General features: G+C 52.1%; 30 protein-coding genes and 1 pseudogene. 27 read left to right on the top strand and 4 right to left on the bottom strand.

What is annotated here, in order from left to right; genetic code table 11:
- The 22 genes and pseudogenes from rplN to F1C16_RS14415 all read left to right on the top strand — a co-directional run bounded on the left by rplN (position 1) and on the right by F1C16_RS14415 (position 12,735).
- Positions 1-369, top strand: a complete 369-nt coding sequence (gene rplN, locus F1C16_RS14520; protein WP_185281355.1) for a 50S ribosomal protein L14 — start codon at positions 1-3, stop codon at positions 367-369.
- Between the two features lie 3 nt (positions 370-372).
- Positions 373-612: pseudogene (gene rplX, locus F1C16_RS14515) on the top strand (50S ribosomal protein L24); the annotation flags it as partial.
- Between the two features lie 39 nt (positions 613-651).
- Positions 652-1,206, top strand: coding sequence for a 50S ribosomal protein L5 (gene rplE / locus F1C16_RS14510; RefSeq protein ID WP_185281354.1), 555 nt, complete (start codon positions 652-654; stop codon positions 1,204-1,206).
- Entirely contained in the window at positions 1,206-1,475 is a 270-nt protein-coding gene (gene rpsN / locus F1C16_RS14505) for a 30S ribosomal protein S14 (RefSeq protein WP_185281353.1), read from the top strand. Before rplE ends, rpsN begins: the two co-directional genes overlap by 1 nt.
- Positions 1,476-1,655: 180 nt before the next feature.
- The gene (rpsH, locus tag F1C16_RS14500; RefSeq protein ID WP_185281352.1) at positions 1,656-2,054 is read left to right on the top strand and encodes a 30S ribosomal protein S8; all 399 of its coding nucleotides are present in this window, start codon (positions 1,656-1,658) and stop codon (positions 2,052-2,054) included.
- 18 nt (positions 2,055-2,072) lie between these two features.
- Positions 2,073-2,627, top strand: a complete 555-nt coding sequence (gene rplF / locus F1C16_RS14495; protein ID WP_185281351.1) for a 50S ribosomal protein L6 — start codon at positions 2,073-2,075, stop codon at positions 2,625-2,627.
- Positions 2,628-2,636: 9 nt separating this feature from the next.
- Complete coding sequence (rplR, locus tag F1C16_RS14490) at positions 2,637-2,987, top strand: 50S ribosomal protein L18 (protein ID WP_185281350.1); 351 nt, start codon at positions 2,637-2,639, stop codon at positions 2,985-2,987.
- Between the two features lie 4 nt (positions 2,988-2,991).
- Positions 2,992-3,519 (top strand): 30S ribosomal protein S5, encoded by a 528-nt coding sequence (gene rpsE, locus F1C16_RS14485; RefSeq protein ID WP_185281349.1) that lies wholly within the window; start codon positions 2,992-2,994, stop codon positions 3,517-3,519.
- 6 nt (positions 3,520-3,525) lie between these two features.
- Entirely contained in the window at positions 3,526-3,705 is a 180-nt protein-coding gene (rpmD, locus tag F1C16_RS14480; protein ID WP_185281348.1) for a 50S ribosomal protein L30, read from the top strand.
- Between the two features lie 14 nt (positions 3,706-3,719).
- On the top strand, positions 3,720-4,169 hold the full coding sequence (gene rplO / locus F1C16_RS14475) for a 50S ribosomal protein L15 (protein WP_185281347.1): 450 nt from the start codon (positions 3,720-3,722) through the stop codon (positions 4,167-4,169).
- A gap of 13 nt (positions 4,170-4,182) precedes the next feature.
- The gene (secY, locus tag F1C16_RS14470) at positions 4,183-5,499 is read left to right on the top strand and encodes a preprotein translocase subunit SecY (RefSeq protein ID WP_185281346.1); all 1,317 of its coding nucleotides are present in this window, start codon (positions 4,183-4,185) and stop codon (positions 5,497-5,499) included.
- Between the two features lie 5 nt (positions 5,500-5,504).
- The gene (gene map, locus F1C16_RS14465; protein WP_185281345.1) at positions 5,505-6,275 is read left to right on the top strand and encodes a type I methionyl aminopeptidase; all 771 of its coding nucleotides are present in this window, start codon (positions 5,505-5,507) and stop codon (positions 6,273-6,275) included.
- Positions 6,276-6,279: 4 nt separating this feature from the next.
- Entirely contained in the window at positions 6,280-6,498 is a 219-nt protein-coding gene (infA, locus tag F1C16_RS14460; protein WP_185281344.1) for a translation initiation factor IF-1, read from the top strand.
- Between the two features lie 110 nt (positions 6,499-6,608).
- A complete protein-coding gene (ykgO, locus tag F1C16_RS14455) occupies positions 6,609-6,725 on the top strand; it encodes a type B 50S ribosomal protein L36 (protein WP_034256541.1) in 117 nt (38 codons plus the stop codon).
- A gap of 18 nt (positions 6,726-6,743) precedes the next feature.
- Positions 6,744-7,121 (top strand): 30S ribosomal protein S13, encoded by a 378-nt coding sequence (gene rpsM, locus F1C16_RS14450; RefSeq protein ID WP_185281343.1) that lies wholly within the window; start codon positions 6,744-6,746, stop codon positions 7,119-7,121.
- Between the two features lie 70 nt (positions 7,122-7,191).
- Positions 7,192-7,584 carry a 30S ribosomal protein S11 gene (rpsK, locus tag F1C16_RS14445; RefSeq protein WP_185281342.1) on the top strand — a complete coding sequence of 131 codons (393 nt, stop codon included), beginning with the start codon at positions 7,192-7,194 and terminating at the stop codon, positions 7,582-7,584.
- 140 nt (positions 7,585-7,724) lie between these two features.
- Entirely contained in the window at positions 7,725-8,330 is a 606-nt protein-coding gene (rpsD, locus tag F1C16_RS14440; RefSeq protein WP_185281341.1) for a 30S ribosomal protein S4, read from the top strand.
- 151 nt (positions 8,331-8,481) lie between these two features.
- Positions 8,482-9,471 carry a DNA-directed RNA polymerase subunit alpha gene (locus F1C16_RS14435; RefSeq protein ID WP_185281340.1) on the top strand — a complete coding sequence of 330 codons (990 nt, stop codon included), beginning with the start codon at positions 8,482-8,484 and terminating at the stop codon, positions 9,469-9,471.
- 204 nt (positions 9,472-9,675) lie between these two features.
- A complete protein-coding gene (gene rplQ / locus F1C16_RS14430; RefSeq protein ID WP_185281339.1) occupies positions 9,676-10,275 on the top strand; it encodes a 50S ribosomal protein L17 in 600 nt (199 codons plus the stop codon).
- Between the two features lie 195 nt (positions 10,276-10,470).
- Positions 10,471-11,742: a phosphopyruvate hydratase gene (eno, locus tag F1C16_RS14425; RefSeq protein WP_185284346.1), complete on the top strand. Its 1,272-nt coding sequence runs from the start codon at positions 10,471-10,473 to the stop codon at positions 11,740-11,742.
- A gap of 162 nt (positions 11,743-11,904) precedes the next feature.
- Complete coding sequence (locus F1C16_RS14420) at positions 11,905-12,219, top strand: septum formation initiator family protein (RefSeq protein ID WP_185281338.1); 315 nt, start codon at positions 11,905-11,907, stop codon at positions 12,217-12,219.
- A gap of 120 nt (positions 12,220-12,339) precedes the next feature.
- Positions 12,340-12,735: a hypothetical protein gene (locus F1C16_RS14415; RefSeq protein WP_185281337.1), complete on the top strand. Its 396-nt coding sequence runs from the start codon at positions 12,340-12,342 to the stop codon at positions 12,733-12,735.
- Positions 12,736-12,878: 143 nt separating this feature from the next.
- Here the strand turns inward: F1C16_RS14415 and hscA are convergent, their stop codons facing one another.
- Positions 12,879-14,738, bottom strand: a complete 1,860-nt coding sequence (gene hscA / locus F1C16_RS14410; RefSeq protein ID WP_185281336.1) for a Fe-S protein assembly chaperone HscA — start codon at positions 14,736-14,738, stop codon at positions 12,879-12,881.
- A gap of 611 nt (positions 14,739-15,349) precedes the next feature.
- Here hscA and F1C16_RS14405 point away from each other — a divergent pair.
- On the top strand, positions 15,350-16,189 hold the full coding sequence (locus F1C16_RS14405) for a murein L,D-transpeptidase catalytic domain family protein (protein ID WP_185281335.1): 840 nt from the start codon (positions 15,350-15,352) through the stop codon (positions 16,187-16,189).
- Positions 16,190-16,267: 78 nt separating this feature from the next.
- On the opposite strand, the gene F1C16_RS14400 is transcribed toward F1C16_RS14405, so the two are convergent.
- The 3 genes from F1C16_RS14400 to F1C16_RS14390 form a co-directional block, all read right to left on the bottom strand.
- Entirely contained in the window at positions 16,268-17,329 is a 1,062-nt protein-coding gene (locus F1C16_RS14400) for an Ldh family oxidoreductase (RefSeq protein WP_185281334.1), read from the bottom strand.
- A 178-nt stretch (positions 17,330-17,507) separates the two neighbouring features.
- Positions 17,508-18,455 carry a phosphatase gene (locus F1C16_RS14395; RefSeq protein WP_185281333.1) on the bottom strand — a complete coding sequence of 316 codons (948 nt, stop codon included), beginning with the start codon at positions 18,453-18,455 and terminating at the stop codon, positions 17,508-17,510.
- Positions 18,456-18,552: 97 nt separating this feature from the next.
- The gene (locus F1C16_RS14390; protein WP_185281332.1) at positions 18,553-19,434 is read right to left on the bottom strand and encodes a class I SAM-dependent methyltransferase; all 882 of its coding nucleotides are present in this window, start codon (positions 19,432-19,434) and stop codon (positions 18,553-18,555) included.
- Positions 19,435-19,484: 50 nt separating this feature from the next.
- Here F1C16_RS14390 and dapF point away from each other — a divergent pair, with 50 nt between their 5' ends.
- From dapF to glf, 4 genes are all read left to right on the top strand, one after another.
- Positions 19,485-20,294: a diaminopimelate epimerase gene (dapF, locus tag F1C16_RS14385; RefSeq protein WP_185281331.1), complete on the top strand. Its 810-nt coding sequence runs from the start codon at positions 19,485-19,487 to the stop codon at positions 20,292-20,294.
- Positions 20,295-20,423: 129 nt separating this feature from the next.
- On the top strand, positions 20,424-20,987 hold the full coding sequence (locus tag F1C16_RS14380; protein WP_185281330.1) for a GNAT family N-acetyltransferase: 564 nt from the start codon (positions 20,424-20,426) through the stop codon (positions 20,985-20,987).
- Between the two features lie 138 nt (positions 20,988-21,125).
- Positions 21,126-22,385, top strand: a complete 1,260-nt coding sequence (locus F1C16_RS14375; RefSeq protein WP_185281329.1) for a glycosyltransferase family 1 protein — start codon at positions 21,126-21,128, stop codon at positions 22,383-22,385.
- Positions 22,386-22,438: 53 nt separating this feature from the next.
- Positions 22,439-23,620, top strand: a complete 1,182-nt coding sequence (gene glf, locus F1C16_RS14370; protein ID WP_185281328.1) for a UDP-galactopyranose mutase — start codon at positions 22,439-22,441, stop codon at positions 23,618-23,620.
- Positions 23,621-23,771: the final 151 nt, after the last annotated feature.

Here is a 23,771-nt window from a genome sequence, read left to right as displayed (position 1 = left end):
ATGATCCAGCAAGAATCCCGTCTGACCGTCGCCGATAATAGCGGCGCTAAAGAAGTGCTCTGCATCCGTGTCTTAGGTGGTACGGGTAAAAAATATGCTAGCGTTGGCGACAAGATCGTAGTAGCTATTAAGTCAGCTATTCCTTCTGGCAACGCAAAAAAAGGCACTGTATCCAAGGCAGTAGTGGTACGCACAAAGAAAGAGATACGTCGCAAGGACGGTTCGTATATTCGCTTTGATGACAATGCTGCTGTATTGCTCAATAATAATAATGAGCCTCGTGGCACCCGCATCTTCGGCCCCGTGGCCCGCGAACTGCGTGAGAAGCAGTTTATGAAGATTGTTTCACTGGCTCCTGAAGTTCTCTAAGCAATGGCAACGAAAACGAAAGCAAAGCCTGTTAAACTGCACGTTAAAACCGGTGATACCGTCAAGGTGATTGCTGGTGATGAGCGCGGCAAAACCGGTGTGATTAAATCGGTGAACCGTTCTACGCAACGTGTAATCGTTGAAGGCCTAAATTTGGTAACTAAGCATAATAAGCCTAGTGCAAAAAACCCTCAAGGGGGTATTACCAAAATTGAGGCACCGATTCACGTGAGCAACGTGCAGCCAATTGCAACGACAAACGCCTAATTTGGCTTTACGACAATGGCTCGACTCAAAGAAAAATATCAAGCAGAAGTAGTACCCGCGCTCCAGGAGAAATTCCAATTCAAGAGCATTATGCAGGTGCCACGTATCACTAAAATCTGCATTAACCGCGGTATTGGCGCAGCAGTAGCTGACAAGAAGCTAGTAGATAACGGTGTGGAAGAGCTGACGACTATTGCTGGTCAGAAAGCAGTACCTACTATCGCGAAGCGTTCAGTTTCTAACTTTAAACTCCGCGAGGGAATGCCTATTGGTGCTCGCGTAACCCTGCGTGGTGAGCGGATGTATGAATTCCTGGACCGTCTGTTGACTGTTGCACTACCCCGCGTACGTGACTTCAAAGGTATTAATGACAAAGGCTTCGATGGCCGCGGTAATTATACCTTGGGCATAAAGGAGCAAATCATTTTTCCTGAAATCTCTATTGATAAGATCAAATCGATTTCAGGTATGGATATCACCTTCGTAACGACAGCTGAAAATGATGAGCAGAGCTATGAGCTGCTCAAAGCTTTCGGTATGCCGTTTACAAACGCCAAGAAACAAAACTAATGGCTAAAGAATCCGCAAAAGCAAGAGCGCGTAAGCGCATCGCCACTGTTGCTCGCTACGCTGAGAAACGTGCTGCCCTCAAAGCTGCTGGCGATTACGAAGGGCTAGATAAACTTCCCCGTGATGCTTCTCCTGTTCGTTTACATAACCGCGATATGATTGACGGCCGTCCGCGTGGCTACATGCGGAAATTCGGTATCAGTCGTGTTCGCTTCCGTGAAATGGCTCTTGATGGTAAAATTCCCGGCGTAACCAAATCGAGCTGGTAAATAGAAAGGCTGGGTAGTTTTATAGCTATCCAGCCTTCTTTGCCTAAGAAACCATTGGCCGAGTCCAGACAGCCGAGCCAAGCAGTCTTAACCTGAAAATTTCGGAGTTGCCTTGAGCAATGATGAAATTTTCTTATCTTTGCGGCTCTCTAAAAAACAGGGACTCGCTCTAATAGTCAAATGAATACAGATCCAATTGCCGACTACCTGACCCGGTTGCGCAATGCCATCAAGGCAAATCACCGGGTAGTAGAGATTCCGGCCAGCAACATCAAAAAGGAGATTACGAAAGTACTCTACCACAAAGGGTATATTCAGAGCTACCGTTTTGATGATTCGTCGGTGCAGGGTACGATTAAAATCGCTCTGAAATACAACCCAACTACAAAGCAGCCTGCAATTACTAAGTTGCAGCGCGTAAGCACGCCAGGTCTACGGACTTATGCACACGTAGAGAATTTGCCTCGTGTGTTGAGCGGTTTGGGTATTGCTATTCTGTCGACCTCGAAAGGTGTAATGACGGAAAAAGAAGCTAAGAACGAGAATGTGGGCGGCGAGGTGCTGTGCTACGTTTACTAACCGAAAGGAGCCGAGACTATGTCACGTATTGGTAAACTGCCTATTAGCCTGCCCACTGGTGTTCAGGTTGATGTAAACAACGAAAACCAGGTAACCGTGAAAGGCCCCAAAGGCACACTGGTAACACCGGTTGATCAAGATATTACGGTTTCTACTGTTGATGGCCAATTGGTCGTGGAGCGTCCCACCGAGCAGAAGCGTCACAAAGCGCTGCACGGTTTGTACCGCTCACTCATCAACAACGCTATCCAAGGTGTTAGTAATGGGTTCGAGGAGAAGCTAGAACTGGTAGGTGTTGGTTACAAAGCCACTGTTGCTGGTAATACGTTAGAACTTGCCTTAGGATATTCGCATAATATCTTCTTGGCTTTGCCGAAAGAAGTAACTGCTACTGCTGTTACGGAAAAAGGTAAGAACCCCATTGTTACACTGAACAGCATTGATAAGCAATTGCTTGGTCAGGTAGCTGCTAAAATACGTTCGCTGCGCAAAGTTGAGCCCTACAAAGGCAAAGGTGTGCGCTTCGTGGGCGAGCAAATTCGTCGTAAGGCTGGTAAAACGGCTTCGAAATAATTTCACATCATGGCTTTCGATAAAGCATCTAGAAGAAAACGGATCCAGCGCATCATCCGCACAAAGGTTGCTGGCACGTCCGAGCGTCCACGCTTATCAGTATTTCGTAGTAATACAGGCATTTATGCTCAAATTATCGACGACACTACTGGTCATACGTTGGCGTCTGCTTCCTCGAAGCACGTTTCGGTGGAAGGGGGCAACGGAGTCGCCCTTGCTGCCGCAGTAGGCAAAGAGCTTGCCTCCCGTGCTCAAGGTAAAGGCATTACGAAAGTGGTATTCGACCGTTCCGGTTATCTCTACCACGGCCGCGTAAAATCACTGGCAGATGGCGCGCGTGAAGGCGGGCTGAATTTCTAAGACAATGTCCAAAGAGAATAGAGATAACAACAAGGTTGTTCGTGCTAACGAAACCGACCTTAAGGAGAAAGTGGTTGCAATCAACCGCGTCGCCAAAGTAGTAAAAGGTGGTCGCCGCTTCAGCTTTTCAGCTATTGTAGTAGTAGGCGATGGCAACGGAGTAGTAGGTTACGGTCTTGGCAAAGCCAATGAGGTAACTGACGCTATTGCCAAAGGCATCGACGACGCTAAGAAAAATCTTGTAAAGGTGCCGCTGTATAAGCATACTGTACCGCACGTAATGGAAGGTAAGTATTCGGGTGGTTTCGTGTTAGTACAGCCTGCTGCTGCAGGTACTGGCGTAATTGCTGGTGGTGCTATGCGTGCTGTATTTGAAAGCGCTGGCATCAAAGACGTGCTAGCAAAGTCAAAAGGCTCTTCAAATCCGCATAACGTAGTGAAGGCTACCTTCGATGCATTGGCTAAAATGCGGGACCCGTTGCAGATTGCACAACAGCGTGGAATCAGCCTTCAGCAAGTATTTAACGGCTAAGCAGAGATGGCACAGATTAAAATCACCTTGGTGAAAAGCGTTATTGACCGCCCTGAGCGTCAGAAGCGCACTGTTCAGGCTCTTGGTCTGGGCAAAATTGGCAGTACAAAGGAAGTTGAAAATACTCCTCAAATTGCTGGTATGGTAGCTGCAGTGCAGCACCTTGTAGAAGTAACAGAACTTTAGGCAATAAGTCGGATATGAATCTCAGCAATCTAAAACCCGCCGTTGGTGCTACCCGCAATGAAAAGCGTGTAGGTCGTGGTACGGGTTCCGGCCGCGGCGGCACGTCGACGCGTGGTCATAAAGGTGCCAAGTCCCGTTCGGGTTATTCCAAAAAGTCGGGTTTTGAAGGTGGTCAAATGCCCCTTCAGCGCCGGGTACCTAAGTTTGGTTTTAAGAATATCAACCGTGTGGAATACAAGAGCATCAACCTTGATGTTCTGGCTTCACTCACTGAGAAAGATAGCACTGCCTCTACTTTAGATGCTGCCTATTTCGTGAATGCTGGTTTGGTATCTAAAAACGCCAAAGTAAAAATTCTAGGTCGTGGTGAAATCACCAAAGCCGTAGAAGTTCATGCTCATGCTTTCTCAAAATCGGCTGTTGAAGCTATTGAAAAGGCTGGGGGCAAAGCTGTGACGCTGTAAAGCATACTAAGCAATGAAAAAGTTTATCGAGACGATAAAGAATATTTTCAAAATTGAGGATCTGAGAACTCGGATCCTCAATACTGTTTTTTTCATTGCTATCTACCGGCTTGGCTCTTATGTAGTTTTGCCAGGGGTAGACCCAACCCAATTGAAACAAGGTGCTCAAGGCCTTTTTGGCATTTTGGACACCTTGTTAGGAGGAGCGTTTAGTCATGCTTCCATCTTTGCATTAGGTATCATGCCGTATATCTCGGCATCTATCGTACTGCAACTTCTGACTATTGCTGTCCCTTATTTCCAGAAGCTACAGAAAGAAGGAGAGTCTGGACGGAAGAAGATAAACCAGTATACGCGTTTTCTAACAATACCAATTGTAATGGCCCAATCAGTTGGGTTCATTGCAACTATCAACGCAGAAGCGATAATTAATCCTGGGTTACTATTCACTATTACTACAATGGTAGTAATCACAGCTGGCACTTTATTTTGCATGTGGCTGGGTGAAAAGATTACCGATAAAGGTATCGGCAACGGTATTTCCATGATTATTATGATCGGGATTGTATCGCGTCTGCCAGGTGCTTTAATTGGAGAAGCAGCAGCCAAGCGTATGCAAGGTTCTCTTATTTTCTTAATTGAGTTGGTTGTTTTGTTCCTGGTGGTAATGGCTGTCATTGTATTGACTCAGGCTGTTCGTCGTATTCCGGTTCAGTACGCTAAACAAATTGGTGGTACATCGCAGTTAAATGCACAACGCCAGTTCATCCCAATGAAGGTGAATGCAGCTGGTGTAATGCCTATCATTTTTGCGCAATCACTAATGTTTGTTCCTGCTATTGTGGCATCAGTCTGGCAAAATGAGAGTGATACTGCAAGTTATATTGGACTAAAGTTTTCAGATTACACCTCTTGGCAATATAATCTAGTTTTCGCTACCCTCATCATCGTTTTCACCTACTTCTACACTGCTATCAGCGTTAATCCTAATCAAATTGCGGACGATCTGAAGCGTAGTGGAGGCTTTGTACCTGGTGTGAAGCCTGGACGAGATACTTCAGAGTATATTGATGAAGTACTAACGCGGATTACATTGCCTGGTGCAGTAGCTCTTGCATTGATTGCCATTTTCCCTGCTTTCGCTTTATTACTCGGTGTAACAAGGCCCTTTTCAGCTTTCTATGGTGGTACTTCCCTTATTATTATGGTAGGGGTAGTATTGGATACATTGAATCAGATAGAAAGCTACTTACTCATGCAACGATACGATGGCATGATGAAAAGCGGTAAAGTAAGAGGCCGTTCGCAGAATATCGCTCTGGCTTCATAGTTCTAATGATAATTTACAAAACAGAAGAAGAGATAGAGTTGATGAGAGCCAGTGCGAAAGTACTGGCTCAAGCTCATGGGGAGGTAGCTAAGATTATCAAAGAAGGAGTGACTACACGGCAACTGGACCAGCGTGCCGAGGAGTTCATCCGTGATAATGGTGGAGTACCTTCCTTTAAGGGCTATAACGATTTCCCTTTCAGTCTCTGTATATCACCCAACTCAGTCGTAGTACACGGCTTCCCTAGTGACTATACGCTAAAGGACGGAGATATAATTTCTGTAGATGGCGGCGTTTTTCTTAACGGTTACCATTCCGATAGCGCTTACACCTACCCTGTAGGCAATGTTACTCCTGAGATATTGGCGTTGTTGCAGCGAACCAAGGAATCACTTTATCTTGGTATCGAACAAGCAGTAGCTGGTAACCGCATGGGTGACATAAGCTACGCTGTACAGCAGCATGTTGAGAAACAGGGCTATGGCGTAGTTAGAGAACTTGTGGGGCATGGTGTGGGTAAAAAGCTACACGAACGTCCTGAGGTCCCTAATTATGGTAAGCGTGGTTCTGGCCTTAAGTTACAGACAGGTTTAGTTATTGCCATTGAACCAATGGTCAATTTAGGTACTAAGCAAATTGTGCAAGAAAAGGATGGCTGGACTATCCGTACGAAGGATAAAATGCCTTCAGCGCACTTTGAGCACACAGTTGTTGTTAGAAAAGACAAAGCAGAGGTATTGACCTCCTTTGAGTACATAGAAAAAGCTTTACAATAGCCACATGGCAAAACAATCCTCCATTGAGCAGGACGGAGTCATTCTGGAAGCACTGTCCAACGCCATGTTCCGCGTGGAATTGGAAAACGGTCACCAGCTAATTGCCCATATATCGGGTAAGATGCGGATGCACTACATTAAGATTCTGCCAGGGGATAAGGTGAAGTTGGAAATGTCTCCTTACGACCTGTCGAAAGGTAGAATCGTTTACCGTTATAAATAAGGGTCTTAGAGACTCAGAATTTCAGGAAGTTGTGTACTTTTGCACCACTTTTCTAGAATTCGGGGTCTTTCTAAGGCCTCATGTCTCATAGACCCTAAGTTTCCACACTCATGAAAGTCAAAGCGTCCGTAAAGAAGCGTAGCGCTGACTGTAAAGTGATTCGCCGCAAAGGCAAGCTTTACGTCATCAACAAGAAAAACCCGCGTTATAAGCAGCGGCAAGGTTAAGCACTCAGATACTACAACATGGCTCGTATTGCAGGGGTAGATATCCCGGACAACAAGCGGGGCGAAATCGCCCTGACGTATATTTTCGGCATCGGCCGTTCTTCTGCCCAGAAGATCCTTACCAAAGCTGGCATTTCGCTGGACAAGAAGGTGAAAGATTGGACTGAAGATGAAGCTGGTGAAATCCGTAGCATTATTGCTTCCGAACACAAAACGGAAGGTGTACTGCGTTCGGAAGTGCAGCTGAACATCAAACGCTTGATGGATATTGGTTGCTACCGTGGTCTGCGTCACCGTAAAGGCTTGCCGGTTCGTGGTCAGCGTACCAAGAACAACTCGCGCACCCGTAAGGGTAAGCGTAAGACGGTTGCCAACAAGAAAAAGGCTACTAAATAACCAGTAGCGGAAATCGGAGCTAGCAGTAATATATAGCTTCAACAACTTCCGCATATTTTGCGATAACCAAATGGCACAAAAGAGAAAAGACAAAGCCAAGAAGCGCGTTGTCCAGGTTGAACAGACCGGCCAAGTACATATCAAGGCTTCGTTCAATAACATCATCATCTCCATCACCAACAACAATGGCCAGGTAATCTCTTGGGCATCGGCTGGTAAGATGGGATTCCGTGGTTCGAAGAAGAACACTCCCTACGCTGCTCAAATGGCAGCTACGGATTGCGGCAAAGTAGCGCATGACTTAGGTATGCGCAAAGCCGAAGTATTCGTAAAAGGTCCGGGTTCGGGCCGGGAGTCGGCTATTCGTACTATCCAGAACGTGGGTATTGAGGTGACGACCATCCGCGACGTGACGCCGCTGCCCCATAACGGCTGCCGTCCTCCTAAACGTCGTCGCGTCTGATATAATGAACTGGCAGCTGACGCTTGGCGTTGGTTTGCCCTCCGTGTCGGGTTTCTGATGCAGCCTTTCACCCCTGCAAGGCACATTCGAGAGGCCCGACACACGCGGTTCAACCCCCAGTAAAACTCAATAACCCCGAAATGGCACGTTATACCGGTCCTAAAACCAAAGTTGCCCGTCGCTTCAATGAGCCGATTTTCGGCCCGAGCAAGGCACTCAATAAAAAGAACTATCCCCCCGGCCAGCATGGTCGTGGCCGCCGTAAGAAGCAATCGGAATACGCTATCCAGTTGATGGAGAAGCAGAAGGTGAAATACCTCTACGGCGTGTTGGAGAAGCAATTCGAAAACCTATTCCACAAGGCTGCTACTCTTCCCGGCATTACAGGTGATAACCTGTTGGCCCTGCTGGAATCGCGTCTTGATAATACAGTGTATCGCTTCGGCATTGCACCTACCCGTCGTGCTGCTCGTCAATTGGTATTGCACAAGCACATTACGGTAAATGGTGAAATCGTGAATATCGCTTCTTACAAGCTGCGTGCTGGTGACGTAGTGGGTGTTCGTGAAAAATCGAAGTCGTTGGAAACCATCACCGATAGCTTGAGCGTGCGTAACTCGCGTCAGTTCTCGTGGCTGGAGTGGGATGGCAAAGAGATGGTAGGCAAGTTCCTGAATGCTCCTTCCCGCGAACTGATTCCGGAGAAAATCACTGAGCAGCTCATTGTCGAGCTGTACTCGAAGTAGTAACTGCCCTGGCTATGGCTGGGGCGTTCATTCGATTTTCTTCGTTGTATTTAATGGATTTGAGTACTGAGTAGTAGGTAGCAGGACGTAAACAATTTGTTTGTGGTCTTGCTACCTACTACTCATACACACTACATATAAAGCCCCACTTATGTCAATCTTAGCTTTTCAAATGCCGGAAAAGGTCGTGATGGAGAAATCAGACGACTTTTACGGAACGTTTGAATTCAAACCGCTGGAGAAAGGCTACGGCGTCACGATCGGCAACGCTCTGCGCCGCATCCTGCTGTCGTCGCTGGAGGGCTACGCCATCACGTCGGTACGCACCAGCAGCGTTCTGCACGAGTTTATGACTATTGAAGGTGTGATTGAGGACATGTCCGAAATCATTCTGAACCTGAAGCAGGTTCGCTTCAAGAAGGTGAGCGACGCCATTGAGGATAAAATCACGGTGCGCATCAAAGGTCAGGAAACTTTCTCGGCGGGCGATATTAACAACTTCACCAGCGGTTTTCAGGTATTGAATCCGGATTTGGTGATTTGTCACGTTGACCCAGGTACGGAACTCGAGTTCGAGTTCACAATTCAGAAAGGCCGTGGTTACGTGCCAGCTGAAGAGAACAAGCCGACTGATCAGGTTTTCGGCCAGATTGCTATTGATGCGATTTTCACGCCTATCAAAAACGTGAAATACAGCATTGAAAATACCCGCGTAGAGCAGAAGACGGATTATGAGCGTTTGTTGGTTGAGATTCAAACCGACGGCTCAATCCATCCGGAGGAAGCACTGAAAGGTGCCGCCAACATTCTGATTCAGCATTTCATGTTATTCTCTGATAACACAATGACTTTCGAATCGGCTAAGCCCGAGGAAGAGGAAACTGTGGATGAAGAGACGCTGCACATGCGCAAGGTTCTGAAGACGCCATTGGCAGATATGGACTTGAGCGTACGCGCTTACAATTGCCTCAAGGCTGCCGACATCAAAACGCTGGGCGATTTGGTGCAGCTAGACATGAGCGACATGATGAAGTTCCGCAACTTCGGTAAGAAGTCGTTGACGGAACTTGAAAACCTCGTGGAGGAAAAAGGTTTGACCTTCGGGATGGATCTAGGCAAATATCGCCTCGACGAAGACTAGTATTGAATAGCCGAATGGCTGGACTGTTAAGAGGTTGCTCGATGAGTATACCGCCAGCGGTTCGGCCATTCGGCTATTTACTTGTTACAAAACACTCACTTTTTTCAATCAGTAAGCCCTGAGGGGCGTCGGTACTAATGTGGAGGCAGCTAGGCTGCTTACCCGCCGTGGCCGGCATCCGCAAGCTTACATTTTCTCTTTTTTATGCGTCACGGTAAATCTATCAACCACTTGGGTCGTACTACGTCCCACCGCAATGCGATGCTGTCGAACATGGCAATTTCGCTGATTCAGTACAAGCGTCTGACCACGACGGTAGCAAAAGCTAAAGCCCTGCGCCAGTTTGTAGAGCCACTGCTGACCAAGGCGAAGAATGATACTACGCACTCGCGTCGTACCGTATTTGCTACCCTGCAAAGCAAAGAAGCCATCAAAGAACTGTTTGGCGACGTAGCGGCTAAAATTGCTGGCCGTCCGGGTGGTTACACCCGCATCATCAAATTGAGTCAGAACCGTCTGGGCGACAACGCTGAAGTGTGCATCATTGAGCTTGTAGACTACAATGAAACGCTACTAGAGGCGAAGAACGCCGGTGAAGCTAAGACGACTACCCGCCGTTCGCGTCGTGGTGGTAAGAAAGCTACCGACGATACCACTACCAGCGCCACTGAAGTAAGCGGTGAAGCTATTGCTCCGAATGCTACTGTGGAAGTTTCGGCTCCCGAAGATACCCCTACCACCACTGTGCAAGAAGGTGAAAGCCGCGAAGAAGCACAGGAGCGTGACGAAGAAGCTGCTTCGTAAGCAACTGCTCTGAAACGAAAAGGACTGGCCGCAAGCCAGTCCTTTTTTGTTGTTTGCCTACACGGCATGGATAAGAAGAGTACAGCTTCCCTGTCGAATTTCTTACCTTGGCCCACCGAAACACCCCGTTTGCTGCTGTTTCGCTCAACAGCTGGCGGCTACCCTACCACTTTTCAACCTCTCATACTTTTCAACATGAGCATTATCACCTCCATTCACGCCCGGCAGATTTTTGACTCTCGCGGCAATCCTACCGTGGAAGTAGACGTGACGACAGATTCTGGCGCTACTGGTCGGGCTGCTGTGCCTTCGGGTGCCAGCACGGGTAAGCACGAAGCCGTAGAACTGCGCGACGACGATAAGTCGAAGTACATGGGCAAAGGCGTGCTGAAGGCTGTGGACAACGTGAATACCAAGATTGCAGAAGAACTGATTGGCTTCTCGGTGTATGAACAGGCGTTGCTCGACAAAATAATGCGCGAGCTGGATGGCACACCGAATAAGGCAAACCTGGGTGCCAACGCCATTTTGGGCGTATCGCTGGCTGCTGCTCGTGCGGCGGCGCAGGATGCCGGTATGCCACTCTACCGCTACGTAGGTGGGGTAGGGGCTAATACGCTGCCCGTGCCCATGATGAATATCCTGAACGGCGGCTCGCACGCCGATAACTCCATCGACTTTCAAGAGTTCATGATCATGCCAGTCGGTGCGCCTTCGTTCTCGGAAGCGCTGCGCTGGGGCACTGAAATCTTCCACAACCTCAAAAACGTGCTGAAAAAGCAGGGGCTGAGCACGAACGTGGGTGACGAAGGTGGTTTTGCGCCGAACATCAAATCCAACGAAGACGCTATTAAAGTAGTGTTGCAGGCCATTGAGGCGGCTGGCTACAAGCCAGGCGACGATGTGATGATTGCCATGGACGCCGCGGCATCCGAATTCTACTCGGATGGGCATTATCACTTCAAGAAGAGCACCGGTGATAAGCTGACTTCTTCGGAGATGGTAGCTTACTGGACTGATTGGACCAAGAAATACCCTATCATCAGCATTGAGGATGGTATGGACGAGGACGATTGGAGCGGCTGGAAGAGCCTGACCGACAGCATCGGCTCGACTACCCAGTTGGTAGGCGACGACTTGTTTGTGACCAACGTAGAGCGCTTGCAGCGTGGTATCGACGAGAAGATTGCCAACTCCATTCTCATCAAGGTAAACCAGATTGGTACCCTCACCGAGACGATTGATGCCGTGAACCTGGGCCGTCGCAATGGCTACAAGAGCATCATGTCGCACCGCTCGGGTGAGACGGAGGACAGCACTATTGCTGACCTGGCTGTAGCGCTGAACACAGGTCAGATTAAGACGGGCTCCGCTTCGCGCTCCGACCGTATGGCTAAGTACAACCAGTTGCTTCGCATTGAGGAAGAACTAGGCGAAACTGCTTACTTCCCCGGCAAAAAAATGTAAATCACGGGTTCTGCTACTTAGCAGGATTCCACTGATTTCATAAGAACGGCACCGTTGCTTTCGAGCGGCGGTGCCGTTTTTGTTGTGAGCGGTATCAACTGAAATCTTGATATTTGTGGTAGGCGCCTGCTTTGGTGCGTTTCCTACCTTGTTATACTTGCTATGAGCCTGCTCGACGTATTTCACCGTGTGCCCCGCTTTTTGCGCAGTTTCTACTTCTTGGCGGGAATGGGATTTTTGGTGTGGATGTTCGTCTTCGATGCCAATGACTTGGTGAAGCAATACGATATGTACGCCAAATGGCGCGATTTGCAAACCGAGCGTGATTACTACCTTAAAAATATTGAGCAGGTGAAGCAGGACCGCGCCGAACTATTGAGTAGCCCTGAACTGCTAGAAAAATTTGCCCGCGAAAAGTACATCATGAAACGGCCGGGAGAAGACGTATTCATTCTAGTGCCGCAGGAGGAAGAATAAGCCGCAAAAGCCGGTGCCAGCCAACGCAGCACCGGCTTTTGCAGTAACAGGGACATGATCTATTCTACCCAGTTGTTGCGAAAGGTTCTTTTTACCTGTCTATTGTTCGTTTGCAGCGGTTTGCTTCTGGCAGCGGAGCTACCTCCTAAAAAAGCGTCGCAAGTGCAGCTGACGCGGAAGTTCTTGCTGACGGTGTTGCAAGGCAAGTACCGCGACGCCTACCCCCTCCTGACGCCCGAAACCCGCCAACGCCTGACTACCGCTCAGTTCCGTACGGATAGCCGCGTACTGTATGAGCAAGGAAAGCGGTTTGGGCCGCGCATCACGCTCTACAAGCTAGGGTTTCGCATTGGCGACGATCAGAAGGCGCATCCGTTCTACCAATTCCACTTTGCCAGCGACACGCTTCGGCCAAAGCCGCAGGTGCTGTTAGACGTTAGCTTCCGAGATTCGACCGCTACTCAGGTGCTGACGTTTGGGATGGTGCCGGCGCCGCAGAAACAGAAAAGAAAATAGAGTAGGAAACTTCTTGTCATCCTGAACGCAGCGGAGCGCAGTGAAAGACCTTATCACGTCAGGACGAGTCGTTGGCACGTCAGTCGTTCTAGCGTGATAAGGTCCTTCATTACGCTCCGCTGCGTTCAGGATGACAGTGTTCCCTACTCTATTTTCTTGCCCGACATAGCTTGTTTGATAGAAATGTTCATCACGCGCTCGGCGAAGGGGCGGGTGTACTCTTCCAGCGTGTCCATGGCCTTTAGGATGGTATCCTTGTCGTTGGTGGCGAGGCTTTCGCGCAGGACTTCGGTGAGGGCCGCCGTTTGGGTGATTTCCGTTTCCTCGAGGTACTGCGAATTCTTGTTGACAAACCGCTCTACCTGATACAGCAGCTGGTCGGCGGCGGTGCGGGCCTCAATCACCATGCGGGCCGATACATCGTCGCGGGCATAGGTGAGCGAGTCTATAAGCATTTTCTCTACCTGCTCGTCGGTGAGGCCGTACTGGGGCTTGATTTCGACTTGTTGGCTGACGCCTGAGCGTAGTTCAATAGCTTCTACCTTCAGAATACCGTCGGCGTTCAAGATGAAGTTGACATCTACCTTGGGTAGGCCGGCGGGCATAGCCGGGATGCCGCTCAGCACGAACTCTCCCAGCTTGCGGTTTTCCTTCACCAAATCTCGCTCGCCCTGGTACACAGATACCTTGAGGTTGACTTGCCCATCCACAGAAGTGGTATACTGGCGGCCAGCCTTGGTCGGAATCTTGGAGTTGCGCGGGATGATGGAGTCCATCAAACCGCCCATGGTTTCGATGCCCAGCGTGAGGGGCGTTACGTCGAGTAGCAGCACGTCGCGGCGGTTGCCGGCCAAGATGTCGGCTTGAATGGCGGCCCCTAAGGCTACCACTTCATCGGGGTGCAGCGAATTATTGGCGGGCTGTTGGAAAAAGGCCGATACAGAATCGTATACCAAGGGCACACGGGTAGAGCCGCCTACCAGCAACACCGCATCCAGGTCTTTGGGGGTGAGTTTCGCGTCGGATAAGGCCTGCTGACAAGCATCCATTGTTCGGCGCACCAGAGGTGTGATTAGCTCATTGAACTTCGCCTTGCTTAAGGGTAGGCGCACCTCATCAAATATCACCTCAAACTCGTCGTTTTGACTGAGGTGGCGTTTGGCCTGCTCGGCCAACAGGCGAAGTTGCTGCTGAGCCGTTACGTTTTGGAACAACAGGGGAGAGAGCTGGTACTCGGTAGCCCAGTAGTGGTAGATGGCCTGATCGAGGTCGTCGCCACCGAGGTAGGTGTCGCCGTTGGTGCTTAGCACTTCGAAAATGCCTTGCTGAATGCGCAGAATTGAGATATCAAACGTGCCACCTCCCAGATCATAAACGGCCACAGTTTTTTCCTCGTCGGGCGAGAGACCGATGCCGTAAGCCAGTGCGGCGGCGGTAGGCTCGTTTACGATACGTAGCACCTCCAAGCCTGCCAAACGGCCCGCGTCGCGGGTAGCTTGGCGCTGCGAGTCGTTGAAATACGCCGGCACGGTGATAACAGCGCGGTTAACGGGCGTTTTCAGAGCGTGCTCGGCGCGCTGGCGCAACTCCTTCAGAATCTCCGCCGATAACTCGATGGGCGAGTAGAACTGTTCACCTACCCGTACCTGTACTAATCCTTCCGAATTATCATCGATAATCTTGTAGCCCAGCTGGTCGGCGTGGTTGCCTAGGTCTTGATAGGCTTTTCCTAGCAGGCGCTTTACCGAGTAAATCGTGTTCTGCGGGTCGGTAAGCAAATATTGCTTGGCCTCGGTACCCACAATAGGCGCGGTACCATCGGTCGGGAAGTGCACCACCGACGGCACAATAGTGCCTCGGCCCTGGTCGTTGATGGCCACGGGCTGGCGGGTTTCCGGGTGGATGTAGGCCACCAGCGAATTGGTAGTACCCAGATCAATTCCAACAATAATTTCTTCCTGTTGCAGGCTCCCGGTGGAGAGGTTGATTGCGACTTTAGCCATAAGATGCGAAAAGCAGCGCGCCAAGCGCGCGATGAGGCGAACGGTAGGAGTATAGGTGTTTGATTACCTATACGAATAAAAGAACCGGTGCGGGCGCGCAAAAGTAACGAAGAAACAACGCCGGGGTAGTTGGGCAGTTGGTCAATCTCGGGGTGATATTCCCAAAGGGAAGCATTTTCCTTGTGCTTACCCTACCATGAAACAGAAGGTGCCAGATTACTTAATGATTAGAATTTCAGAAGTAGTGCTGAGCTATACTGCGCCGCTTTCAAGTAGGGGCCTGGGTCGCGAACTTGTTCAATAGCAAGTGGAACCAGGCATGGTTCGAGACTAAAGGCCAGCTATGCGGCAAAATTGCCCCTGTGTGGGAGCTGCATCGTATGGTGGGTGGCCGTTTTACATGAAGCTGAATACAGGCGCGTCTTTCTAAATTTTTTGGTGGCGAAGCTAGTCGAAAAGGCCTCTGGAAGATGCCATGACAATATAGTGTCGTCCTAATAAAATGAAGTAGGCGGAAACTGAATCATCCATTAACATTGTTCGTATAGGAGCAGATAAGCACCAGGCAAATGTGTTGGTGCTTTTTTCTTCCAGTAAGAACCTTACTCCCAATGGAAAAGCCGAGTGTAGTACATCGTCAGCGACTGAAGCGCCGGGCCAAGCGGCTCACGCGTCGAATTATGCCTTTTGTGGCCGCCTTGTTTCTGGCCACGCCGGTAGCGGCACCCGTCAGCAAAACGCTGGCGCGCGCTCGTACGCACCAAACCCTACCCACGGCCGAGGAGATGCGCGCCACTTTCCTGAATCAGCGGTTCGACAAGCTGTATCAGGATATGAACTTGGAAGCGCAGGGTATGCAATTCGGTGTGTTTGAGAAAGCTATGACCGGCTACCTCAACCTAAAAAAAGCCGATAAGCTGGGTGAGAAAGACCGCCTGACGGTTATCGATTTCAGCCTACCCTCCACCGAAAAGCGCCTGTGGGTGTTGGACCTGGACAGCAAACAAGTACTTTTCCACACGCTGGTAGCGCACGGCCACAACTCTGGCGAAAACATGGCGACCAACTTTTCCAACGAAAACGAGTCGAACATGAGCAGCTTGGGTTTCTATGTGACGCAGGCTGAGTACATGGGTAAACATGGCCGCTCTCTGAAGCTGGTAGGCCTCGATGAAGGCTACAACGACAATGCACTGAAGCGCTCCGTCGTGATGCACGGCGCTGATTATGTGAGCGAAGACTTTATCCGGCAGTATGGCCGTTTGGGTCGCAGCCTGGGTTGCCCGGCCCTACCCATGGACCAATACGCACAGATTATTGATGCAGTAGGCGGGCATACGTGCTTGTTTTTGAACGGCAACGATGCTTCCTACAGTTCGCACTACCTTGATCAAAACGTAGCCGCACAGGCCCTGGCCGCTGCAAATTCTAATACAGGACAACTGATTTAATTTCAGACTACTCCTAATCGTAAACAGCCGCTGCGAAAAATTCGCGGCGGCTGTTTGCGTTGGTAGCACAGGTTGTTTTTACAAAGTAATCCCAAACTTCTGCCCTACAGTTTCCAAGTCTTTCACCACGGGGTCGAGAAGCGGAATGCCTTCCAGCAGCCGCTTGGTCGACGATTCGCGCTCTGGGTCGCCAGGAATAAGCACTTGCTGGCCAGGCACGGCGCGGGCGTTGCGGAAGGTGGAAATCCAATTGTCCATGTGTGCTTTGAACTCGTCGGCGGGGCGGAAGGCGTCTACGCGCATCGCCCCGAAAAAGTGCCCAATGCCCTGGCCCACCGGATCGGCAGGCGGTTGCAGAAACGCCACGAAGGGCGGCACCCACGGCCCGTAATTGGCTCCGCTGAGCACTGCCGAAAAAATATCGACCACGCTACCCAGGCAGTAGCCCTTGTGTGAGCCGGTTTCGCCGCCCAGCGGTTGCAGGGCACCACCATCCTTTAGCTCATTCGGGTTGGTTGATACGTTGCCGTCCTTGTCCTGAATCCAGCCGGTAGGGGCGGGTTGGTTCTTGCGTTGCAGAATTTCCAGCTTGCCGTTGGCAGCAGTAGTGGTAGCAAAGTCCGCCACGAAGTCGGGCTGCTCGGCGGCTGGAATGGCTACGGCAATGGGGTTAGTGCCCAGCAGTCGGTCGAGGGAGTGGGTAGGAGCCACCAGGGGCGAGGCGTTGGTCATGGCTAGGCCAATCATATCGTGCGCCAGCGCCTTCATGGCGTGGTAGCCCGCAATGCCAAAGTGGTTGGAGTTGCGCACCGATACCCAGCCCGTGCCCGCCACGCGTGCTTTCTCAATAGCCACCTCCATGGCCTTGGGCGCTACCACTAGGCCCAGGCCTCCGTCGCCATCCACCACGGCCGTACTGGGCGTTTCGTAGGTGACTCCCACGCGGGGGGTAGGGTTGATGCGGCCGGCTTCCCAAAGTCGCACATAGCCAATCAGCCGCGCCACACCATGCGAGTCTACCCCGCGCAAGTCGGCCGCCAGCAGGCTTTCGGTGGCTAGGGTCGCATCGGCCTCCGGGCAGCCCATGCTGCGGAACACGTTTTCGGTGAAGGTGAAAAGATGGTTGTAGGAGAAGGTCATGTGGTTGTGAAGCTATTTCTGTGAAAGAACGTCATGCTAAGCGGAGTCGAAGCATCTCTACCGCTTCGTTGATATCGATTAGGATTACTCATGGTAGAGGTGCTTCGACAAGCTCAGCATGACGGTCTGTCTGACGTGGATTCTCAGATTCCTCGCTGCGCTCGGAATGACAAAGTTGCTACGACGCCAACATCTCCGCCAGCATGCCTTCTTTCAAAGCGTAAGCCGAGGCAATAATCTGCGTGAGACTATAGGTTTGCAGCACGTAGTCGATGAGGACGCTGGCCACCACAATCATATCGGCGCGCATAGGCAGCATACCAGGTAGGGCACGACGGCCGGCGTTATCCAGGGTGCGGAATAGGCGGTAGCTTTCGTAGAAACTTTCCGACGAGAGGGTAGTAGCCGGCGGTGGGGTAGGACGCGGCTCGCCCACACGGGCGGCGTGCATGTCGGCCAGCGTATCGAAGGTGCCCGAGGAACCCACCAGCACCGTGGGCTGGTTCTGCTGCACGGCCGCCGTGAGGGGCGCCAGCGCGGTAGCCAAGTAGGCCTGCTCGTCGGCAATATCAGAGGGTAGGAGGGGGTCGTGGCGGAAAAACTGGTCCAGCAGCCGTTGCCCGCCAATCTCGAAGCTCTGCTTCCAGAAAATGGTGTCAGCATCGGCAATGATAAACTCCACCGAGCCGCCGCCAATGTCCATCAGCAAATGGCGAGTACTACCCAGTGGCACGGCCTGCCGGATGCCGTAAGCAATCAGCTCGGCCTCGCGGGCGCCGTCTATAACGTCTACCTGAATGCCCGTTTCCTCGAACACACGCTGCACAAACTCGCGGCCGTTGCGGGCCACGCGCACGGCGCTGGTAGCCGTGGCGCGCACTTCGGTTACTTGGTGCAGTTCTATTTCCTCTTTGAAGCCTTGTAGCGTATGCAGGGCACGGTCCATGGCGGCGGGCTGCAACTCGCCCTTGCTCACCCCGCCTTCGCCCAGCTTCACGCCGGCTTTGGTGCTCAGCAAGGTTTTGGGCGCTATATGCGCAGCCTCGGGCAGCTCCACAATCAGCAGGTGAAAGGTATTAGTGCCCATATCAATCAGGGCAAGGCGACGGTGGCGGGTTGGGTGCATAGGTAGGGGCACGTTACGCACCCATTGTTTTTGGGTGCGTTTTGGCTAGGGACAGGACAAAGTAACAGTTGTTCAACGAGGGGCGCGCAACGTGCTCCTAGGTAGCAAATCGGCAGAAGGTGCCCAGCGGCAGCTTGCGCTGGCCTTGGTCGTGCAGGTATATTTCCCCGATTTCGCGCTGCCCAGCCGATACGCCGAAGATGGCGGTGGTCAGATTGTCCAAAATCAACGCCGAAAAGCCCAGCGAATACAGGTTAATCAGAAAGAAATGATCTTGTGGGTCTAGCAACTCGCGGCAGAGCTTGAGCATCTCGTTCAGTTCGTCTTCCAGCTGCCATTTTTCGCCGTTGGGGCCGCGGCCGTAGGCGGGCGGGTCCAAGATCAGGCCTTGGTATTTATTGCCCCGCTTCACTTCGCGACGCACGTACTTCATGGCATCTTCCACCAGCCAGCGCACACCGTCAATGCCCGATGCTTCCATGTTGTCGCGGGCCCAGAAATTCACTTGCTTCACCGAGTCCAGGTGCGTCACGTCGGCACCGGCGGCGCGGGCGGCCAGGGTAGCGGCACCCGTGTAGGCAAACAGGTTCAGCACCCGCGGGGTAGGAGTGCGGCGTTTTTGAGTTTGCTCGAAAATGAAGCGCCAGTTGGGGTCCTGCTCCGGAAATAGCCCTACGTGCTTAAACGACGACAGCCCCAGCCGGAACCGCAGCCGCAAATCGCCCTGATCGTAATTGATAACCCACTGCTCGGGCATGCTGGGCTTCAGCTTCCACTGGCCGCGCTCCTGGCTGCCTTTCTCGCGGGTGAAGGTAGCGTGGGCGCGCTGCCACTCCGAGGCCGGCAGGTGCGGGTCCCAGATGGCCTGCGGCTCGGGGCGGGCCAGAATGTATTGGCCGAAGCGCTCCAGTTTCTCGAAGTTGCCTGCGTCCAGCAGTTCGTAGTCAGGCCAGGTGCCGGTGGTAAGGAAAGAGTACATAGCCACAAAGGTAGGGAGTAGGGTAGAACGCCGCGCCGTATCTTTGCAACATGACGACCACGCAGCTTTCCTTCTTCAAGTACCAAGGCACCGGCAACGACTTCGTGATGGTAGATGACCGGGCCAATCAGTTCGACGCCGCCAACCACCAACTCGTGCACCGCCTCTGCGACCGGCGCCGCGGCATTGGGGCGGATGGCTTGATTTTGCTGCGTCTGCATCCCGAGTACGATTTCGAGATGGTGTACTTCAATGCCGACGGGCACCTGGGCTCTATGTGCGGCAACGGCGGACGCTGCACCGTAGCCTTTGCCCGCCAGGTAGGCGTAATTGATACCACCACCCGTTTCCTGGCCGCCGACGGACCCCACGAGGCCAGTATCGACGCCGACGGCACCGTGCACCTGCGCATGCAGGACGTAGCCGGACAAGAAGAAGTAGCGGCTCACGACGGTGTATTTCTGAACACCGGTTCGCCTCATCTCGTACGGTTCTTACCCGCTGAGTCATTGGCTGCCTTCAATGTGTTTGCTGAGGGTAGGGCCGTGCGCTATGGCGCGCTCTACGCCGATAAAGGCACCAACGTCAACTTCGTGGAAGAACCTAGCGCGCCTGATGCGCCCTGGCAGGTACGCACCTACGAGCGGGGGGTAGAAGACGAAACCCAAAGCTGCGGCACTGGCGTAACGGCCGTAGCGCTAGCCGCCTCGCGGCGCGGTGCCAGCAGCCCCGTGCACCTGCGCACACCCGGTGGCGACCTGCGCGTGGGCTTCAAGTCGCACCCCGATGGCTCGTTTACCGATATCTACCTCAGTGGCCCCGCTACCCGCGTGTTCGATGGAACCATCGAAATAGCGTAGCTTGGCTTGTTTGAATAGAACGTCATTTCGACCATGTTGCGCATTAAGCAAAGAGAAGAAATGACGTTCTTTTGGCTCGTCTTATTACCAGTAGTTTAGTCTCTATTCGCGAATTTCTATTTTGAGTTGATGCTGCGTTGTCCATTAGTAAGCTTGCGGGCGCTGGAAAAATCGGATTTAGACTTTCTCTATCAACTCGAAAACGACCCCGTGATTTGGGGCGTGTCTGACACGCTGGCACCGGTGTCGCGCTACATGCTGCGCCGCTACCTCGACCACGCCGCCGCCGATTGGCACGAGGTGCGCCAGCTACGCCTGGTGATTTGTGCCACCGAAGATGAGCGGCCCATTGGTACGCTCGATTTTTTCAACTACGACCCCTTGCACCAACGCGCGGGGGTAGGCATCACCATCCTGGCTACCGAGCGGCGGCAGGGTTTTGCGCTGGCGGCCCTGGAGCTAGTGCTCGACTACGCCTACCATACCCTGCGCCTGCACCAGTTGTACTGCACCGTATCGGCGCGCAACACGGCCAGTTTGCGCCTGTTTCGGGCGGCGGGTTTCCGGCGCGTGGGCGTCCGGCGCGATTGGCTACGCACGCCCACTAGCTGGGACGATGCCGTAGAATTTCAGCGGGTGCTCACGGCACCCGCATCCCCCGAAGCAGCATTTGAGGAAAAAGCTAAACAGTAGCGGAAAAAGCCCACGGAATTGCCCTAGCTCAACAATATCTTTTTGTTGGCAACTCCGTATGTCAGAAATACTACGCTACAGGTAAGTGTGAGATCTGCTGTACGTGGGCCATCCTCTACTTTTTTACTGCTTTTGTACATGCCGTCTCCGCCTTCGGCCAAAGAACCTGCGCGCGATACTGTAGCTGCCGCTTCCGTTCCTGTTTTACATCCTCTTCCCGCTACCAACGATACCACCGTGCCTGATTTGGTGTGTTTTGCGCACCTGCACTGGGATTTTGTATGGCAGCGTCCCCAGCACTTGTTGTCGCGGTTCGCGCAGCAAGGCCGCGTGTTCTACGTCGAAGATGCCTTTGTTCACCCCGATCAGGTGGAGCCGCACCTCGAAATCAAGGACCGGCAGAATGGGCTGAAGGTAGTAGTAGCGCACCTACCCCACGGCCTCGATGAGGCACACAGCAACCAAGTACAATACGAACTGCTGGCCCGCTTTTTTGGCGAAAACAGCATCGAAAATTATATTTTTTGGTACTACACGCCCATGGCGCTGGACAAGTCGCGCCAGTTTAAGCCCCTGCTGACCGTGTACGACTGCATGGACGAGCTGGCCGCGTTTAAGTTTGCGCCGCCTGCCTTGCGTGAGCGGGAACAGGAGCTGTTTGGCAAAGCCGATTTGGTGTTTACCGGTGGGCATACGCTCTACGAAGCCAAAAGTCAGCAGCACCGCGACGCGCACCCTTTTCCGAGTAGCATCGATAAAGACCACTTCGGCCAAGCCCGCCAGGAGATGCCCGAGCCAGCCGACCAGGCTGGCATTGCGCACCCACGCATTGGTTTTTTTGGGGTAGTAGACGAGCGCCTGGACATTGAACTGCTGGGTGCATTGGCCGAAGCCCATCCCGAATGGCAATTTGTCATTATCGGGCCCGTGGTGAAAATCGACCCGGCTAGCCTGCCGCGCACCGCCAATATTCATTATCTCGGCGGCAAAGATTATCAGGAACTACCCGCCTACCTACGGGGTTGGGATGTAGCAACGCTCCTGTTTGCCGACAACGAAAGCACCAAGTTTATTTCGCCTACCAAAACGCCCGAATACTTGGCTGCTGGTCGCCCGGTGGTGAGCACACCCATCCGCGATGTGGTGCGGCCCTACGGCGACCTGAACCTAGTGCACATTGCGTCCACTGCCGACGAATTTACTCAAGGCATTGAAAAAGCCTTGCAGCAACACCAGGATGCCGACTGGCGTCAGCGCACCGACGAGTACCTCGGTACCATTTCCTGGGATTTAACCTGGGAGCAAATGGTGAAGCTCATGCAGGACCGCATAGGGCGCAAAACAAATCCGACCTCAGAAGATTCGGCTGCCAGCCCTACCCCCGACGAGCGTTTATAAGCACCTGCTTCTACACTAACATTTCTACATACAACCCAAAACACCCCTCTATTATGTTTGACTATCTCATCGTCGGGGCCGGGTTTGCCGGCAGCGTGCTGGCCGAGCGGCTAGCCACTCGTTCCAACAAGAAAGTACTCATCATCGATAAGCGTAGTCATATTGCCGGCAACGCCTATGATCATTACAACGAAGAAGGTATCCTGATCCACAAGTACGGTCCGCACATCTTCCACACCAATTCCAAGGACGTATTCGACTATCTGGGCAACTTTACGGAGTGGCGTCCCTACGAGCACCGCGTGCTGGCGTCGGTAGACGGGCAGTTTGTACCGATGCCGATTAACCTGGACACTATTAACAAACTGTATGGTCTGAACCTAACCAGCTTCCAGGTAGAGGAGTTTTTTGCCTCGGTGGCCGAGCCGGTAGCCAACATTAAGACCTCCGAAGATGTGGTGGTGAGCAAGGTAGGGCGCGAGCTGTACAACAAGTTTTTCAAGAACTACACCAACAAGCAGTGGGGCCTCGACCCTTCGCAGTTGGATAAGTCGGTAACAAGCCGTGTGCCTACCCGCACCAACCGCGACGACCGGTATTTCACCGATACCTACCAGGCCATGCCCCTGCACGGCTACACACGCATGTTTGAGAAGATGCTGGACCACCCCAACATCAAGATCATGCTGAACACGGATTACCACGAGGTCATCGACTTCATCCCGTTCAAAGAAATGATTTTTACGGGTCCGGTAGACGAGTATTTCGACCACAAGTTTGGCAAGCTTCCCTACCGCTCACTAGAGTTCAAGCACGAAACGCTGAGCAAAGAAAAGCACTTGGCCGCGCCCGTCGTGAACTATCCCAACGATAACCTCTACACACGCATCACCGAGTTCAAGGCCCTAACGGGTCAGGAGCACCCCAAAACGGCGCTGGTGTACGAGTACCCACAAGCTGAGGGCGACCCATACTACCCCATTCCAATGGCCGAAAACGCGGAGCTGTACAACAAGTACAAGAAGCTGGCCGAGGAAACGCCCAACGTGCACTTCGTAGGCCGCTTGGCTACCTACAAGTACTACAATATGGACCAAGTAGTAGCTCAAGCTTTGACCTTGTACAAGAAGCTGACGGAAAAATCAGATGAGGCAATCAAGAAGCCTGCTATTTCGGGTTCGACCTCGCTGGTTGAAAAGTTGGTATCTCGCGACCCAGCCAAGCCGAAAGCCTAGGTTGCGTTAAGAGCCGGCTGTCATCCTGAGCAGAGCGAAGGACCTTCTCACGTTTGAACGATTATCATAACAATAACTCGTTCTGGCGTGAGAAGGTCCTTCGCTCTGCTCAGGATGACAGATCTTTTACAACTTCATCATCGTCTCTCCA

The sequence above is a fragment of the Hymenobacter sp. NBH84 genome (assembly GCF_014217645.1).
In the GTDB taxonomy this organism is placed as follows: domain Bacteria; phylum Bacteroidota; class Bacteroidia; order Cytophagales; family Hymenobacteraceae; genus Hymenobacter; species Hymenobacter profundi.
The sequence above is the reverse complement of the archived record's forward strand: the minus strand, read 5'-3'. Positions and strand labels throughout refer to the sequence as shown.

Excerpts from the sequence above, each read along its gene's own strand:
- rplO (WP_185281347.1), top strand. The coding sequence starts at position 3,720 with ATGAATCTCAGCAATCTAAAACCCGCCGTTGGTGCTACCCGCAATGAA.
- rplR (WP_185281350.1), top strand. The coding sequence starts at position 2,637 with ATGGCTTTCGATAAAGCATCTAGAAGAAAACGGATCCAGCGCATCATC.
- rplE (WP_185281354.1), top strand. The coding sequence starts at position 652 with ATGGCTCGACTCAAAGAAAAATATCAAGCAGAAGTAGTACCCGCGCTC.
- rpsM (WP_185281343.1), top strand. The coding sequence starts at position 6,744 with ATGGCTCGTATTGCAGGGGTAGATATCCCGGACAACAAGCGGGGCGAA.
- F1C16_RS14395 (WP_185281333.1), bottom strand. The coding sequence starts at position 18,455 with ATGCACCCAACCCGCCACCGTCGCCTTGCCCTGATTGATATGGGCACT.
- rpsD (WP_185281341.1), top strand. The coding sequence starts at position 7,725 with ATGGCACGTTATACCGGTCCTAAAACCAAAGTTGCCCGTCGCTTCAAT.
- glf (WP_185281328.1), top strand. The coding sequence starts at position 22,439 with ATGTTTGACTATCTCATCGTCGGGGCCGGGTTTGCCGGCAGCGTGCTG.
- rpsN (WP_185281353.1), top strand. The coding sequence starts at position 1,206 with ATGGCTAAAGAATCCGCAAAAGCAAGAGCGCGTAAGCGCATCGCCACT.
- F1C16_RS14420 (WP_185281338.1), top strand. The coding sequence starts at position 11,905 with ATGAGCCTGCTCGACGTATTTCACCGTGTGCCCCGCTTTTTGCGCAGT.
- rpsH (WP_185281352.1), top strand. The coding sequence starts at position 1,656 with ATGAATACAGATCCAATTGCCGACTACCTGACCCGGTTGCGCAATGCC.
- rpsK (WP_185281342.1), top strand. The coding sequence starts at position 7,192 with ATGGCACAAAAGAGAAAAGACAAAGCCAAGAAGCGCGTTGTCCAGGTT.
- infA (WP_185281344.1), top strand. The coding sequence starts at position 6,280 with ATGGCAAAACAATCCTCCATTGAGCAGGACGGAGTCATTCTGGAAGCA.
- rpsE (WP_185281349.1), top strand. The coding sequence starts at position 2,992 with ATGTCCAAAGAGAATAGAGATAACAACAAGGTTGTTCGTGCTAACGAA.
- F1C16_RS14405 (WP_185281335.1), top strand. The coding sequence starts at position 15,350 with ATGGAAAAGCCGAGTGTAGTACATCGTCAGCGACTGAAGCGCCGGGCC.
- F1C16_RS14435 (WP_185281340.1), top strand. The coding sequence starts at position 8,482 with ATGTCAATCTTAGCTTTTCAAATGCCGGAAAAGGTCGTGATGGAGAAA.
- F1C16_RS14390 (WP_185281332.1), bottom strand. The coding sequence starts at position 19,434 with ATGTACTCTTTCCTTACCACCGGCACCTGGCCTGACTACGAACTGCTG.
- F1C16_RS14400 (WP_185281334.1), bottom strand. The coding sequence starts at position 17,329 with ATGACCTTCTCCTACAACCATCTTTTCACCTTCACCGAAAACGTGTTC.
- rpmD (WP_185281348.1), top strand. The coding sequence starts at position 3,526 with ATGGCACAGATTAAAATCACCTTGGTGAAAAGCGTTATTGACCGCCCT.
- rplN (WP_185281355.1), top strand. The coding sequence starts at position 1 with ATGATCCAGCAAGAATCCCGTCTGACCGTCGCCGATAATAGCGGCGCT.
- rplQ (WP_185281339.1), top strand. The coding sequence starts at position 9,676 with ATGCGTCACGGTAAATCTATCAACCACTTGGGTCGTACTACGTCCCAC.
- F1C16_RS14375 (WP_185281329.1), top strand. The coding sequence starts at position 21,126 with ATGCCGTCTCCGCCTTCGGCCAAAGAACCTGCGCGCGATACTGTAGCT.
- rplF (WP_185281351.1), top strand. The coding sequence starts at position 2,073 with ATGTCACGTATTGGTAAACTGCCTATTAGCCTGCCCACTGGTGTTCAG.
- F1C16_RS14380 (WP_185281330.1), top strand. The coding sequence starts at position 20,424 with ATGCTGCGTTGTCCATTAGTAAGCTTGCGGGCGCTGGAAAAATCGGAT.
- map (WP_185281345.1), top strand. The coding sequence starts at position 5,505 with ATGATAATTTACAAAACAGAAGAAGAGATAGAGTTGATGAGAGCCAGT.
- dapF (WP_185281331.1), top strand. The coding sequence starts at position 19,485 with ATGACGACCACGCAGCTTTCCTTCTTCAAGTACCAAGGCACCGGCAAC.
- eno (WP_185284346.1), top strand. The coding sequence starts at position 10,471 with ATGAGCATTATCACCTCCATTCACGCCCGGCAGATTTTTGACTCTCGC.
- hscA (WP_185281336.1), bottom strand. The coding sequence starts at position 14,738 with ATGGCTAAAGTCGCAATCAACCTCTCCACCGGGAGCCTGCAACAGGAA.
- secY (WP_185281346.1), top strand. The coding sequence starts at position 4,183 with ATGAAAAAGTTTATCGAGACGATAAAGAATATTTTCAAAATTGAGGAT.
- ykgO (WP_034256541.1), top strand. The coding sequence starts at position 6,609 with ATGAAAGTCAAAGCGTCCGTAAAGAAGCGTAGCGCTGACTGTAAAGTG.